At 54.0% G+C, this 14643-nt stretch carries 12 protein-coding genes, 1 rRNA gene and 1 riboswitch (1 of these 14 cut by a window edge); of the genes, 11 read left to right on the forward strand and 2 right to left on the reverse strand.

Annotated elements, in window-relative coordinates:
• The 6 genes from JTI98_RS06285 to oxyR all read left to right on the forward strand — a co-directional run.
• Nucleotides 1-1463, forward strand: a 1463-nt coding sequence (locus JTI98_RS06285) for a sugar ABC transporter ATP-binding protein (protein WP_216082048.1), incomplete at its 5' end; no start/stop codon positions are given.
• Entirely contained in the window at nt 1456-2448 is a 993-nt protein-coding gene (locus JTI98_RS06290; protein ID WP_044328352.1) for an ABC transporter permease, read from the forward strand. The genes JTI98_RS06285 and JTI98_RS06290, both read left to right, overlap by 8 nt.
• Nucleotides 2449-2461: 13 nt before the next feature.
• On the forward strand, nt 2462-3505 hold the full coding sequence (locus JTI98_RS06295) for an ABC transporter permease (protein WP_042998957.1): 1044 nt from the start codon (nt 2462-2464) through the stop codon (nt 3503-3505).
• Nucleotides 3505-4386 carry an L-ribulose-5-phosphate 3-epimerase gene (locus JTI98_RS06300; RefSeq protein ID WP_042998958.1) on the forward strand — a complete coding sequence of 294 codons (882 nt, stop codon included), beginning with the start codon at nt 3505-3507 and terminating at the stop codon, nt 4384-4386. The genes JTI98_RS06295 and JTI98_RS06300 overlap by 1 nt, the downstream gene beginning before the upstream one ends.
• A gap of 10 nt (nt 4387-4396) precedes the next feature.
• On the forward strand, nt 4397-5872 hold the full coding sequence (locus JTI98_RS06305) for an FGGY-family carbohydrate kinase (protein WP_216082049.1): 1476 nt from the start codon (nt 4397-4399) through the stop codon (nt 5870-5872).
• Between the two features lie 261 nt (nt 5873-6133).
• Complete coding sequence (oxyR, locus tag JTI98_RS06310) at nt 6134-7051, forward strand: DNA-binding transcriptional regulator OxyR (RefSeq protein WP_042998960.1); 918 nt, start codon at nt 6134-6136, stop codon at nt 7049-7051.
• On the opposite strand, the gene sthA is transcribed toward oxyR, so the two are convergent.
• Entirely contained in the window at nt 7034-8434 is a 1401-nt protein-coding gene (gene sthA / locus JTI98_RS06315; RefSeq protein WP_042325654.1) for a Si-specific NAD(P)(+) transhydrogenase, read from the reverse strand. The genes oxyR and sthA overlap by 18 nt on opposite strands.
• A gap of 198 nt (nt 8435-8632) precedes the next feature.
• Here sthA and fabR point away from each other — a divergent pair, with 198 nt between their 5' ends.
• The gene (fabR, locus tag JTI98_RS06320; RefSeq protein ID WP_043001797.1) at nt 8633-9283 is read left to right on the forward strand and encodes an HTH-type transcriptional repressor FabR; all 651 of its coding nucleotides are present in this window, start codon (nt 8633-8635) and stop codon (nt 9281-9283) included.
• Nucleotides 9283-9642, forward strand: coding sequence for a YijD family membrane protein (locus tag JTI98_RS06325; protein ID WP_042998961.1), 360 nt, complete (start codon nt 9283-9285; stop codon nt 9640-9642). The genes fabR and JTI98_RS06325 overlap by 1 nt, the downstream gene beginning before the upstream one ends.
• A gap of 49 nt (nt 9643-9691) precedes the next feature.
• Here JTI98_RS06325 and trmA read toward each other — a convergent pair whose 3' ends face one another.
• A complete protein-coding gene (gene trmA, locus JTI98_RS06330; RefSeq protein ID WP_058587272.1) occupies nt 9692-10792 on the reverse strand; it encodes a tRNA (uridine(54)-C5)-methyltransferase TrmA in 1101 nt (366 codons plus the stop codon).
• A gap of 114 nt (nt 10793-10906) precedes the next feature.
• A riboswitch (cobalamin riboswitch) is annotated at nt 10907-11097 on the forward strand.
• A gap of 64 nt (nt 11098-11161) precedes the next feature.
• On the opposite strand from trmA, the gene btuB reads away from it, so the two are divergent.
• The 3 genes from btuB to JTI98_RS06345 form a co-directional block, all read left to right on the forward strand.
• Nucleotides 11162-13000, forward strand: a complete 1839-nt coding sequence (btuB, locus tag JTI98_RS06335; protein WP_216082050.1) for a TonB-dependent vitamin B12 receptor BtuB — start codon at nt 11162-11164, stop codon at nt 12998-13000.
• Entirely contained in the window at nt 12945-13796 is an 852-nt protein-coding gene (gene murI, locus JTI98_RS06340) for a glutamate racemase (protein ID WP_042325665.1), read from the forward strand. The genes btuB and murI overlap by 56 nt, the downstream gene beginning before the upstream one ends.
• Before the next feature lie 393 nt (nt 13797-14189).
• Nucleotides 14190-14643 (forward strand): 16S ribosomal RNA (locus JTI98_RS06345) (it continues 1088 nt past the right edge of the window).

Consider the following 14643-nt stretch of genomic DNA (forward strand, 5'->3'; position numbering starts at 1 on the left):
CCCTAAGCAAAAGTTTTGGCGGTCATCGGGCATTAAAGAATATTGATCTCACGTTAAATAAAGGCGAAGTCCACTGTCTGGCCGGAGCGAACGGCTGTGGTAAAAGCACGCTGATAAAAACCCTGTGCGGTGTGTATATCCCGGATGCCGGTAGCGAAATTATTATTGATGATAAATCCTGGTCCAGACTCTCGCCGGATAAAGCCCGTGAGTTAGGCATTCAGGTTATTTATCAGGATCTGTCGTTATTCCCGAACCTCACGGTCGCGGAAAATATCGCCTTTGAAGAAAATCTCAAGGGCTATTTTGGCTGGCACCGCAAAGCCCGTCTGAAAGCGCTGGCGCTAAAAATTATCCACGAATTACATTTCTCCCTCGATCCGGACGCGCAGGTTCAGCATTTACCGATTGCCCAGCGCCAGCAGGTGGCGATTTGCCGCGCGCTGGTGGCCGATGCCCGGCTGGTGATTATGGATGAGCCTACGGCGTCGCTGACGCGTACTGAAGTTAACCAACTACTGCGCACGGTCAATTATCTGCGCGATAAAAATATCACCGTGGTGTTTGTCAGCCATCGTCTGGATGAAGTGAAAGAGATTTCCGACCGTATTACCGTGATCCGCGATGGCGAAATCATTGGCACCTGGGCGGCGAATTTACTAACCCCGTCGCGTATTACCGAACTGATGACCGGCAGAACGATTGTCCATCAGAAAAAGCTGCCGAACAGCGTGGAAGGAAAAGTGGTGCTGGAACTGAATAAGCTCAGTCGGAAAGGGCAGTTCGAGGATATTTCACTGAAGCTTCACCAGGGTGAAGTGCTGGGACTGTGCGGATTGTTAGGCTCAGGGCGAACAGAGCTGGCGTTAAGTCTTTTTGGCATTACCCATCCGGATAGCGGAGAGATTTATCTGGAAGGGAAAAAAGTCACCATCAAAGACAATACGCAGGCCGCAAAACTGGGCATTGCCTATGTCTCTGAAGACCGCCTGACGCTGGGCGCGGTGCTCCCGCAGTCGGTCAGCGACAATATGGTGCTATCGATCCTTAACCGGTTAAAAACGCCGTGGCATGTTATTGACGAAAAACGCCAGGCCACCCTCGTTCAGGAGTGGATCCAGGATCTGGATATTAAAGTCGCCAATCCCGATAACCCGCTCTCGACGCTGTCCGGCGGCAACCAACAAAAAGTGGTGTTGGCAAAATGGATTTTAACCCGCCCCAAAGTCTTGATCCTCGATGCGCCGACCGTCGGCGTCGATATCGGCGCGAAAGACAGTATTTATCAGCTTATCCACCGCCTTTCCGGCGTTGGAATTTCCGTGCTGCTGATTACCGATGAAGCGCCAGAGGCGTATTACAACTGCGATCGTATTTTCCATATGCAGCGCGGGAAAATTATTAACGAGCTGTTGCCTGCGGACTATACCGAGCAGCAGCTGGCGGAGGTGATTAATGGCTAATGTATTGCCGCTCCGGTTTCCACGGTCGGTGGAAGGCTGGCTGGGCTGGGTCATCGTCCTGATGCTGGCGTTTTTTTCGCTGATGAGTAATGAGTTCCTGTCAATCCAGAACCTGCTCGATCTCACCGAAAGCTACGCGGTGACGGGGATATTCGCCCTCGGCTTGTTTGTGGTGCTGGTTACCGGGGGGATTGATATTTCCTTCGCCGCCGTGGCGTCGGTAGTTCAGTACGTGGTGGCGTCGCTGTTGCTCAGCGGCACCATGACCAGCCCGCTGCTGTGCCTGGGGTTTGCTATCGCGCTGGGTGTGATATTTGGCCTAATCAACGCGATCCTGATTTATTACCTCAATGTGGTTTCCATCATCATCACCATCAGTATGCAGTCGCTGTTGTTCGGCATGCTGATGTGGCTGACCAACGGCCACAGCATCTATGACCTGCCGGACTGGTGGATCACCCAGCGATCGCTGTTTAGCTTTGGTTTTGAAGGAGAAACCTACCAGGTCGGGCTGCCGCTGGTGGTGATGTTGGCGATGGCCTGTTTCACCTGGATGCTGATGAATAAAACCCATATTGGTCGTCAGCTGTATGCGGTGGGCGGCAGTACCGAATCGGCACGACGTATCGGTATCCGGGTATCGCTGATTTATCTTTTTGCCTACGGGTATCTTGGCGCCGCCGCCGCCATTGGCGGAATGCTACAGGCCTATCGCATGAGTGAAGTGGTGCCTAACGCGCTGGTGGGCGGCGAACTCGATGTATTGGCCGCCGCCGTGCTGGGCGGAGCCAGTTTGTCCGGCGGGCGCGGTTCGGTGATTGGCACGCTAATGGGGGTCTTTCTGATCGGCATCCTCAAAAACGGTCTTAACCTGATCGGCGTCTCCAGCTACTTCGTGAATATCGTCATCGGCGTGGTGATTGTCTCGGCTATCTGCGTCACCCATTACAAAAAACGTAAAGAAACGGACGTTGGATTCGTCTGACAGGGGGCTTGAAATGAAAAAGCAGGCATTTTTACCGCTTGATGGCACCAGCTCAGGGTTGCTGGCGATCTGTTTCTTCGCCGTGGCGGCGTTCAGTTTGGCGATGCCAGGGCGTTTTTTTACCGACAACACTTTTCTGAGTATCGCCTTTCAGCTACCGGAACTGGGGCTACTGACCTTCGCGATGTTTGTCCCGATGCTGAGCGGCGGGCTGAATCTGGCGATTATCGGTACCGCGAATTTGACCAGCCTGTTTATGGCCTGGCTGCTGATCCAGTATGTGCCGGCTGACGCGTCTACCGGTATGCAACTGTGGTGGCTGTTTCTGGCGCTGCTGGGCGCAATGGCGATCGCCATGGCGATCGGCGCGCTCACCGGGACCATTATTTCCCGTGTAGGCGCGCACCCGATTCTGGTGACGCTGGGCAGCATGACCATTATCAGCGGCATCGGCGTTTACCTGACTAAAGGCGCGGCGCTAAGCGGTATGCCACCGGTGGTGCGCAGTATCGGGTCGGAAGTGATCTTTGGCATTCCGGTGCCGATGGTGATTTTTATCGTCGCTACCCTGGGCCTGGCGCTATTCCTCGGCAAAACCCGTACCGGGAAAATCATCTATATGTGCGGCAGCAACATCAATGCGACCTGGTTTAGCGGCATTCGCACCCACCGTGTGTTAATGGCGATTTATGCGATTTCCAGCCTGCTGTGTGTGCTGGCCGGGCTGATTATGCTGGCCCGTTTTAACTCCGCACGTATGGGCTATGGCGATTCTTATCTGCTGCTGACGGTACTGGCGATTGTGCTGGGCGGCACCGATCCCTTCGGCGGCTCAGGCAAAGTCAGCCACGTCTTTTGCGCCTTGCTGGTGCTGCAGGTGATCGCCACCGGCCTGAGCCTGTTAGGCCTCAGCCTGCATTTCAATCTGGCGGTCTGGGGTATCACGCTGATAGCAGCGCTGGCGTTTAAATTCTTTAAGCAAAAATGGCAGGCACAGCGCGCCATGAATCACAGCCGAAAAGCGTTACAACAACTGGCCACTCGTGAGGGAAGATAATGCGTAGCCACCCGTTAGGTATTTATGAAAAGGCGCTACCCGGAAACACCAGTTGGGTAGAAAAACTGGCACTGGCAAAATCCTGCGGTTTTGATTTTGTCGAAATGTCGGTCGATGAGAGTGAAGAGCGGCTGGCACGCCTCGACTGGTCTCTCGCGGAGCGCATGGAAATCATCAGCGCGATCCAGAAAACCGGGGTGCGCATTCCAACGATGTGCTTATCCGCCCATCGCCGCTTCCCGTTCGGCAGCCACGATAGCCAGACTCGTCAGCAGGCGCGTGCCATCATGCAAAAAGCGCTGCGGCTGGCGCAGGATTTAGGGATACGGACCATCCAGCTTGCCGGTTATGACGTTTATTATGAGCCACAGAATGAAGAAACTATCGCCTGGTTCGAAGATGCGATGGCCTGGGCCGCGGAGCAGGCTGCTGCTGCGCAGGTGATGTGTGCCGTGGAAATCATGGATACGCCTTTCATCAATTCCATCAGTAAATGGAAAGTACTGGATGAAAAAATTAACTCGCCGTGGTTCACCGTTTACCCGGATGTTGGCAACTTAACCGCCTGGGGTAACGAACTGGAGAGCGAGCTGGCGAAAGGCATCGACCGTATTGCCGCGATCCATCTCAAAGACACATTCCCGGTGACGCCGGATTCGCCCGGTCAATTCCGCGATGTGCCCTTTGGCGAAGGGTGTGTGGACTTTATCAAGCTGTTCAAAACGCTACGCCGCCTTAACTATCGGGGAACCTTCCTGATTGAGATGTGGACGGAAAAGTCCGCCGAGCCGTTGTTGGAAATTATCCATGCGCGCCAGTGGATAGAGAGCAAGATGCAGGCAGCCGGGTGGTATGACGAACGGCCACTCATGGCAGGTTAAGGAGATAACGATGAGCCATTACTTTATCGGCATTGATTTGGGCGGCACAGTCACCAAAGCGGGGATCTATACCGCCGAAGGTAGAGAAGTCATCGTTGCGGCCCAAACCTTGCCGCTGCTGAGCTCACAGGCGGGGTTTTGTGAGCGCGATATGAACGAGCTCTGGGCCACCACATGTCTCGTGATTCAGCGCGCACTGGCCGAGAGCCATATTGCGGCGGAACAGATCCGCGGGATTGGCTTTTCTGCACACGGTAAAGGACTTTACCTGGTCGATAAATCGGGCAAACCCGTCCGTAATGGCATCGTCTCTTCAGATTCCCGGGCGCAACCGCTGGTGGCAAGCTGGAAGGCGCAGGGTGTCGATCGCCAGGCGTACCCGCTCAGTTTGCAACAGCTATGGCCTTCTCATCCGGCAGCGCTGCTGGCCTGGCTGAAACAGCATGAGCCGGAGAACTACGCGCGGACGGGCCACATCCTGATGGCGCACGACTATATTCGTTACTGCCTGACGGATAACCTTGCCTGTGAAGAGACCAATATCTCCGGGAGCCAGTTGTTTAATCAGCAGCGTAATGAGTTCGATCCCGCGCTGTTCGCCCTGTTTGGCATTGAGGAGATGGTGCACTGCACGCCGGGGGTGATAGGTTCTGCCGATCTCGCTGGCTATGTGACCGCCGATGCCGCTACGTTATGCGGGTTGAAGGCAGGTACACCCGTGTTCGGCGGGGTCTTTGACGTGGTTGGCGCAGCCATCACCTCCGGTGTGCATGACAGCTCGCACCTCAGTGCGGTAGCGGGCACCTGGTCTATCGCTACCCGGGTATTCGATCGCATTATTCCGGCGGATTATCCCTATGTGTGGGGTAAATTCAGTGTTCCTGGGCAGTATTTTGCGCATGAAGGCAGCCCCACTTCCGCCAGTAATCTGACCTGGTTTATCAACCATTTTTTCCCGGCGTTGGCGAACGATCACGATACGCTTAACCGGTGGGCGGAGCAGGGGTATCAGAAGCCAGACAGCATTCTGTTTTTCCCGTGGCTGTACGGCTCAAACTATTGCGACTCATTAAGCGGCGGCTTTTTCGGGCTGGCAGGGCATCACGATGCGTCAGACATGGTTTACGCTATCTATCAGGGCATCGTATTTTCTCATTTACTGCATCAGGACCGGATGCTGCAACTCAACGGCGCAACCCAGGCGATTCGTTTTACTGGCGGGCCAACGCATTCGCGTATCTGGATGCAGATGTTTTGCGATGCCAGCAATCTGCCGCTTGAAATTGTCGATGTCGAGCAGTCCGGGTGCCGGGCGGCGGCGATGTGTGCGGCCGTTGGCGTGGGGGATTATGCAGGATTCGCACAGGCGATTAACGCCACTCTGCCGTCGGTGATCAGACTTGAGCCGAATGCCGTAAAGCACAACATGCTGCGTAGCCGGTTTGCGCAATTCAAACGCGTTGCGGATGCACTGAGTGCAATATAACGCTGATTAACTTCATTCCGGCCAGGCACGATGCCTGGCTTTTTTACGCAAAAAAAATGCGGACCACGGGGTCCGCAAAAGTTCACGTTGGCTTTCGTTATTTGGGTAGAGAGAGACTCTCTGAACGGGCAGTGGCTTCAAGGGTTAAACGAGACTGCTCCGTTTCTGTGATGGATTATCAGACAGAAAGCTTGATAGGGATAATCGTTCGTTGCTATGCTACCTATCGCCATGAACTATCGTGGCGATGGAGGATGAATAATGAATATTCGTGATCTTGAATACCTGGTGGCATTAGCCGAACATCGCCACTTCCGGCGCGCGGCGGACTCCTGTCACGTTAGTCAGCCAACGCTGAGCGGACAAATCCGCAAGCTGGAAGATGAGCTGGGCGTGATGCTGCTGGAGCGTACGAGTCGTAAAGTGCTGTTCACCCAGGCGGGTTTACTGCTGGTGGATCAGGCACGTACCGTGCTGCGTGAGGTCAAAGTGCTCAAGGAGATGGCAAGCCAACAGGGCGAAACCATGTCAGGTCCGCTGCACATTGGTTTGATTCCCACTGTCGGTCCTTACCTGCTGCCGCATATTATCCCGATGCTGCACCAGACTTTCCCGAAGCTGGAAATGTATCTGCATGAAGCGCAGACCCATCAGCTGCTGGCGCAACTGGATAGCGGCAAGCTTGACTGCGTGATCCTGGCGCTGGTGAAAGAGAGCGAGGCCTTTATCGAAGTGCCGTTGTTCGACGAGCCGATGCTGCTGGCGATCTACGAAGATCACCCGTGGGCGAATCGCGAATGCGTACCGATGTCCGATCTGGCAGGCGAAAAACTGCTGATGCTGGAGGACGGTCACTGTCTGCGCGATCAGGCGATGGGATTCTGCTTTGAAGCCGGTGCTGACGAAGACACCCACTTCCGTGCGACCAGTCTGGAAACGCTGCGTAACATGGTAGCGGCAGGAAGCGGTATTACCCTGCTGCCTGCGCTGGCGGTTCCGCAAGAACGCAAACGTGATGGCGTGGTATATCTGCCCTGCATTAAGCCTGAGCCGCGTCGTACGGTGGGGCTGGTGTATCGTCCAGGATCACCGCTGCGTAGTCGCTATGAGCAACTGGCAGAGGCCATCCGCGGTGCGATGGATGGCCATTTCGACAAGGCGTTAAAAAAGGCGGTTTAAACCATTTAGCGCCGCTACCCGATAGGCTTCCGCCATCGTCGGGTAGTTAAAGGTGGTGTTAACGAAGTACTCAATCGTGTTACCACCACCTTTCTGCTCCATAATCGCCTGACCGATGTGAATAATCTCGGCTGCGCGTTCACCAAAGCAGTGAATCCCCAGAATCTCTTTCGTTTCCCGATGGAACAAAATCTTCAGCGTGCCTACGTTCATGCCGACGATTTGCGCGCGCGCCAGGTGTTTAAACTGAGCGCGGCCCACTTCGTAAGGCACTTTCATCGCTGTCAGTTGCTGTTCGGTTTTGCCCACGGAACTGATCTCCGGGATGGTGTAAATCCCGGTGGGAATATCTTCAATCAGGTGCGCGTTCGCTTCCCCTTTCACCAGCGCCTGGGCGGCAATGCGTCCCTGGTCGTATGCTGCGGACGCCAGGCTCGGGTAACCAATCACATCTCCGACGGCGTAAACGTGCGGCAGGGCGGTCTGGTACATGCTGTTAACCTTGAGCTGACCACGGCTGTCGGTTTCCAGACCGATATTCTGTAACGCCAGAGAATCGGTGTTGCCGGTACGACCATTGGCATACAACAGGCAGTCGGCCTTCAGTTTCTTACCGGACTTCAGGTGCATGATCACGCCATCGTCGCAGCCTTCGATTTTCTCATACTCTTCATTGTGGCGAATGACGACGCCGCTGTTCCAGAAGTGGTAAGAGAGGGAGTCGGACATCTCCTGATCGAGGAACGCCAGCAGACGGTCGCGGGTGTTGATGAGATCAACTTTGACCTCCATTCCGCGGAAGATCGACGCATATTCGCAGCCAATCACCCCGGCACCATAAATAATCACATGGCGCGGTTCGTGGTGCAGACTGAGGATCGAATCGCTGTCATAAATGCGCGGGTGCGAGAAATCCACGTCTGCCGGATGATAAGGGCGCGATCCGCAGGCAATGACAAATTTCTCTGCTGTCAGGGTTTCAACCGTACCGTCATGACATTCCAGCGCCAGCGTGTGTTCGTCAACAAAATGGGCGTTACCCTGCAAGATCTCGCAGTGGTTACGCTCATAAAAACCCTGCCGCATCCGTGTTTGCTGATTAATCACGTTGTCGGCATGGTTGAGAATATCGGCGAATGAGGAACGAAGCAGGCGGGAATGATCGCTATAAAGGGGGTTCTGATTGAATTCGATAATACGACTGACTGCGTGGCGGAGCGCTTTTGACGGGATGGTGCCCCAGTGGGTGCAACCGCCGCCAACGTTATGATAACGCTCGATAACGGCAACACGAGCTCCTTGCTTAACCAGACCCATTGCAGCGCCTTCGCCGCCGGGGCCGGAACCTATAACTATGGCATCGTAATCGTAGGAATGTGGCATGGTAAGGCTTACCTGTTCTTATACATAAAAGCAACAGAATAGTAACATCATTGCCGGGATAACCCAATTATCGTTGTGCTTTTTTGCGAAGCCGAAGCACAAACTGCGCGTAAACAATCATTCACAAAGCTGAACAAACAGATTAACTTTGAACTCTGGTATAGTGCCGGACAAGGCATACGGAAGGATTCAGACATCGTGATGGGCGTTAGAGCGCAGCAAAAAGAAAAAACCCGGCGTTCGCTGGTAGAAGCCGCATTTAGTCAACTGAGCGCGGAGCGTAGCTTCGCCAGTCTCAGTTTGCGTGAAGTCGCACGTGAAGCGGGCATTGCGCCAACCTCCTTTTATCGTCATTTCCGTGATGTTGATGAGCTCGGCCTGACCATGGTTGATGAAAGCGGTCTGATGTTGCGTCAGTTGATGCGCCAGGCTCGTCAGCGTATCGCTAAGGGCGGGAGTGTGATCCGCACCTCGGTCTCCACATTTATGGAGTTCATCGGTAACAACCCCAACGCCTTCCGTTTATTATTGCGTGAACGTTCTGGCACCTCAGCGGCGTTCCGTGCTGCCGTTGCGCGAGAAATTCAGCACTTCATCGCGGAACTTGCGGACTATCTGGAAATCGAAAACCATATGCCGCGTGCGTTTACTGAAGCGCAAGCCGAAGCGATGGTGACGATTGTCTTCAGTGCAGGCGCCGAAGCGCTGGACGTGGGCGCGGAACAGCGTCGGCAGTTAGAAGAGCGACTGGTACTGCAACTGCGCATGATTTCGAAAGGTGCGTATTACTGGTATCGCCGTGAACAAGAGAAGATGCCCCTCATTCCGGGTAACGTGAAGGAAGAGTAATGAAACAGTCAGTTCAGGATAAAGGTACGCTGCTGCTGGCGCTGGTCGCTGGCTTGTCAATCAATGGTACATTCGCGGCGCTGTTTAGCTCCATCGTGCCGTTCTCTGTATTTCCCATTATCTCGTTGGTGCTGACGGTGTACTGTCTGCATCAACGTTATTTGAATCGCACCATGCCTGTGGGTTTACCGGGTCTGGCTGCCGCCTGCTTTATTCTCGGCGTTCTGCTTTACAGCACCGTGGTGCGCGCGGAATATCCGGATATCGGTTCCAACTTCTTCCCGGCGGTGCTGTCGGTCATTCTGGTCTTCTGGATCGGCGTGAAAATGCGTAATCGCAAGCAGGAAGTGTCGGAATAAAGAGGAGAGGCCGGATGAGACGCTTTGCGTCATCATCCGGTTATGACACTCACTTCGCCGTCAACAACACCCCACACTCCACATGGTGCGTATACGGAAACTGATCAAACAGCGCCAGACGTGATACGTCATGCGTCTGGCTTAACGTTTCCAGGTTCTTGCACAGCGTCTCCGGATTACAGGAGATGTACAGAATGCGCGGATATGCCTGCACCATTTTCTCCGTTTCGCTGTCCAGACCGCTGCGGGGCGGATCGACAAAAATCGTTTCGCACTGATAGCTTTTCAGATCGATACCCTGCAAGCGGTTAAATTCGCGCACGCCGTTCATTGCCTGCGTAAACTCTTCCGCCGCCATGCGGATAATCTGCACGTTATCAATCTGATTCGCCGCAATGTTGTATTGCGCGGCGGCAACAGACGGTTTGGCGATTTCGGTGGCCAGCACACGGTCAAAATTGCGTGCCAGCGCTAAAGAAAAGTTGCCGTTACCGCAGTAAAGTTCAAGCAGGTCGCCTTTCGAGCCTTTAGTGACATCCAGCGCCCACTCCAGCATCTGAATGTTCATGGCCGCATTTGGCTGCGTAAAGCTGTTCTCAACCTGGCGATAGATCATTTCTTTGCCCGCAACTGGCAAACGTTCATCAATGTAGTCCTGATCCAGCGCGATTTTGGTTTTTGTCGCGCGGCCAATCAGATGCACGTTCAGGTTCTGCGCACGCAGGGCGTCGCGGAGCGCTTCAGCGGCTTCACGCCATTCGTCGTCCAGCTTTTTATGATACAGCAGCGAAACCACTGCCTGATTACTCATGGTGGTGAGGTAATCAATCTGGAACAGTTTATGGCGCAACACGCGGTTGTCGCGCACGCCTGCGATCATCGCGGTCATCAACTGGTTAATCAGTTCACTCGCCGCAGGGAAGCTGTCGACGCGGATTCGGCTTTTGCTCTGTTGGTCAAAAATGATGTGATAGAGGTCATCGCCATCGTGCCAGATGCGGAATTCAGCACGCATACGGTAATGACTGACCGGCGAACGAAACACTTCCGGGACAAGGCCAGAAAAGGGCGCCATCATACTCTGCAAGCGCACCACTTTTTCGGCGAGCTGCGCGTCATACTGTTCTGTCGGAAGGTGTTCGGGGGTCATGATGTATCCTGAAAAATAAAAGTACGCGGGGATTGTAGGGATTGCTCAACAGATGTCCAGTCATTGATGATCTCTCATATTTAACAAACACGCTGGACAGTAAGATGTTACAAACTGTAGCATCCGTGTGCCGGTCCTGTGAGTTAATAGGGAATCCAGTGTAAATCTGGAGCTGACGCGCAGCGGTAAGGAAAGGTGAGATGAGAGCGTAAGCAGACACTGCCTGTTGGGTGGGAAGTCTTCATCTCTTATATCCGTGGATAACCTTCCAAGCCCGAAGACCTGCCGGCTAACGTCGCAACTGGTTTTCATCATCGCGTACTATCGGTGGGACCTGCGGCATCCTTCTTATATTGTGGATGCTTTACAATGATTAAAAAAACATCGCTGCTGACGGCGCTCTCCGTCACGGCTTTTTCGGGTTGGGCACAGGATGCCACCCCTGACACGCTTGTCGTGACAGCAAACCGTTTTCAACAACCTGTTAATACCGTTCTGGCCCCGACCGATATTGTCACCCGCGAGGATATCGAACGCTGGCAGTCCCGAACCGTTCTGGATGTCATGCGCCGCCTGCCAGGCGTGGATGTCGTCCAGAATGGCGGCATGGGGCAAAGCTCTTCTCTGTTTGTGCGGGGTACCGAAGCGAAACACGTTCTGGTGTTAGTCGATGGTATTCCGGTCGCCCGTCCGGGCATTACGAATAATTCCGATATTGACCAGATCCCGGTGTCGCTGGTGCAGCGCATTGAGTATATCCGCGGCCCGCGCTCAGCGATTTATGGCTCTGGCGCGATTGGCGGCGTAGTGAACATCATCACTATGACGGGTGAGGAACGTTCGCAGATTAATGCTGGCGTGGGGTCAAAAGGTTATCAGCAATATGACGGTACGTACCGCCAGCGTTTTGGCGATACCGTGGTAACCGCGGCCGGGGCTTATCAGACCACCAAAGGCTTCGACGTTCAGCCGCGTTCCAGCTATAGCGGCGACAGCGATCGCGATGGTTATCGCAATAAACTCTTCTGGGGTGGCGTTGAGCACAAATTTAACGATCAATTCGATGGTTACTTTCGTGGCTACGGCTATGCCAGTAATGCCGATTACGACCAGGGGAACTGGGGATATGACGGCGGAAACGACGAGCACCAGAATTACACTCAGTCGTGGGATACGGGGCTGCGCTTCAATTCTGGAATCTACTCGTCACAACTGGTCGCTAACTACCAGCGAATTAAGGACTATAACTACAGCAGCCTGAATGGGCGCTATGCCACAGGTTATAGCCTTGATGATATGGAACAGCGCTACGTCCAGTGGGGCAACAACGTTATTGTCGGGCACGGCGCTGTCAGTGCTGGTGTCGACTGGAAACAAGAAAAGCTGATGTCCTTCGGCGAGTATGGGACAGACAACTATAAGCGTGATAACACGGGCCTCTATCTCACCGGGCAACAGCAGATTGATAGCGTGACGCTGGAAGCGTCGGGCCGTGAAGACCATGACGACCAGTTCGGCTGGCATGGTACCTGGCAAACAGCGGCGGGATGGCAGTTTGTTGATGACTATAAAGTGACGCTTTCCTATGGCACGGGCTTCCTTGCGCCTTCACTGGGGCAACAGTTTGGTGCGGAGCGTTTTGGGATCGCCTCTAACCCAAACCTGAAGCCGGAAGAGTCGAAGCAGTGGGAAGCCGGATTAGAAGGGCTGACCGGCCCGCTTGACTGGCGTCTGTCGACCTATCGCTACAAAATTCAGAACCTGATCGACTACAACAACAATACCTACTTCAACGTCAAATCCGCGACCATCAAAGGCCTGGAATGGACCGGGAACCTGACGACCGGGCCGGTCGATCATCGCTTAACGTTGCAGTATGTTGATCCGCGTGATGATGAAACCGATCAGCCGCTTTATCGTCGCGCTAAACAGCAGGTGAAGTACGAGCTCAGCGGACAGGTCTACGATCTGGGCTGGGATGTGACCTATCAGTATATTGGCGAGCGTTACGATTACGACTACGACAATTCCCGGAAGGTGAAAATGGGCGGGCTGAGCGTATGGGACCTCGGACTTTCATATCCAGTCACCTCACATCTCACAGTTCGTGGTAAAATAGCCAACCTGTTCGATAAAGATTACGAGACAGTTTATGGCTACCAAACTGCAGGACGGGAATACACCTTGTCTGGCAGCTACACCTTCTGATCCACGCCCCACCGTGCTGGTATTTGATTCCGGTGTCGGTGGGTTGTCGGTCTATGATGAGATTCGGCATCTCCTGCCGGATCTCCACTATATCTATGCTTTCGATAACGTGGCTTTTCCTTATGGGGAGAAGAGTGAGGCATTTATCGTTGAACGCGTTGTTGAGATCGTGACGGCGGTACAGCAGCGTTATCCTCTTTCTCTGGCCGTTATCGCCTGTAACACGGCCAGCACGGTCTCTCTTCCTGCCTTACGTGAGAAGTTCGCTTTCCCGGTTGTGGGCGTGGTACCGGCGATCAAACCGGCGGCGCGTCTGACGGCGAACGGGGTTGTCGGGCTTCTGGCAACGCGCGGGACGGTGAAGCGCCCTTATACGCATGAACTGATCGCGCGCTTTGCCAATGAGTGCCAGATAGCCATGCTGGGGTCCGCAGAGCTGGTGGAACTGGCGGAAGCGAAGTTGCACGGCGAGCCCGTGCCGCTGGAAGAACTGCAACGGATCCTGCGCCCGTGGCTGCGGATGCCGGAGCCGCCTGATACCGTGGTACTTGGCTGCACCCACTTTCCCCTGTTGCAGGAAGAACTCTTACAGGTTCTGCCTGAAGGAACGCGACTGGTCGATTCCGGGGCAGCCATTGCACGACGTACCGCATGGCTACTGGAACATGAAGCGCCGGATGCGAAATCAGCAGATGCCAACATTGCCTATTGCATGGCGATGACGCCAGAAACTGAGCAATTATTGCCCGTTTTGCAGCGCTATGGCTTTGAATCGCTCGAAAAACTGGCGGTTTAACGCTGTTTTGGGTAAATATTACGCACTCGGAAAATTATTTTAAATTTCCCCTTGTCAGCCCGAAATAACTCCCTATAATGCGCCTCCACTGACACGGAACAACGGCACACAAGCCGCCGGGTCAGCGGGGTTCTCCGGTGAAAACCAGTGATGAACACCGACAGAGAAAAGCGAAATAAATGCTTGACTCTGAAGCGGGAAAGCGTATTATGCACACCCCGCGCCGCTGAGAAAAAGCGAAGCGGCACTGCTCTTTAACAATTTATCAGACAATCTGTGTGGGCACTCAGAGTGACATGGATTCTTAACGTCGCAAGACGAAAAATGAATACCAAGTCTCAAAGAGTGAACACGTAATTCATTACGACGTTTAATTCTAGGAGCATCAAACTTAAATTGAAGAGTTTGATCATGGCTCAGATTGAACGCTGGCGGCAGGCCTAACACATGCAAGTCGAACGGTAACAGGAAGCAGCTTGCTGCTTTGCTGACGAGTGGCGGACGGGTGAGTAATGTCTGGGAAACTGCCCGATGGAGGGGGATAACTACTGGAAACGGTAGCTAATACCGCATAATGTCGCAAGACCAAAGAGGGGGACCTTCGGGCCTCTTGCCATCGGATGTGCCCAGATGGGATTAGCTAGTTGGTGAGGTAACGGCTCACCAAGGCGACGATCCCTAGCTGGTCTGAGAGGATGACCAGCCACACTGGAACTGAGACACGGTCCAGACTCCTACGGGAGGCAGCAGTGGGGAATATTGCACAATGGGCGCAAGCCTGATGCAGCCATGCCGCGTGTATGAAGAAGGCCTTCGGGTTGTAAAGTACTTTCAGCGGGGAGGAAGG

Origin of the sequence: Citrobacter sp. MGH 55, from assembly GCF_016906145.1 — a bacterium.
Lineage (GTDB): Bacteria > Pseudomonadota > Gammaproteobacteria > Enterobacterales > Enterobacteriaceae > Citrobacter_A > Citrobacter_A amalonaticus.

Bases quoted from the DNA above. Each gene is read 5' to 3' on its own strand.
- JTI98_RS06290 (WP_044328352.1), top strand. From the start codon at position 1,456: ATGGCTAATGTATTGCCGCTCCGGTTTCCACGGTCGGTGGAAGGCTGG.
- JTI98_RS06295 (WP_042998957.1), top strand. From the start codon at position 2,462: ATGAAAAAGCAGGCATTTTTACCGCTTGATGGCACCAGCTCAGGGTTG.
- JTI98_RS06300 (WP_042998958.1), top strand. From the start codon at position 3,505: ATGCGTAGCCACCCGTTAGGTATTTATGAAAAGGCGCTACCCGGAAAC.
- JTI98_RS06305 (WP_216082049.1), top strand. From the start codon at position 4,397: ATGAGCCATTACTTTATCGGCATTGATTTGGGCGGCACAGTCACCAAA.
- oxyR (WP_042998960.1), top strand. From the start codon at position 6,134: ATGAATATTCGTGATCTTGAATACCTGGTGGCATTAGCCGAACATCGC.
- sthA (WP_042325654.1), bottom strand. From the start codon at position 8,434: ATGCCACATTCCTACGATTACGATGCCATAGTTATAGGTTCCGGCCCC.
- JTI98_RS06325 (WP_042998961.1), top strand. From the start codon at position 9,283: ATGAAACAGTCAGTTCAGGATAAAGGTACGCTGCTGCTGGCGCTGGTC.
- trmA (WP_058587272.1), bottom strand. From the start codon at position 10,792: ATGACCCCCGAACACCTTCCGACAGAACAGTATGACGCGCAGCTCGCC.
- btuB (WP_216082050.1), top strand. From the start codon at position 11,162: ATGATTAAAAAAACATCGCTGCTGACGGCGCTCTCCGTCACGGCTTTT.
- murI (WP_042325665.1), top strand. From the start codon at position 12,945: ATGGCTACCAAACTGCAGGACGGGAATACACCTTGTCTGGCAGCTACA.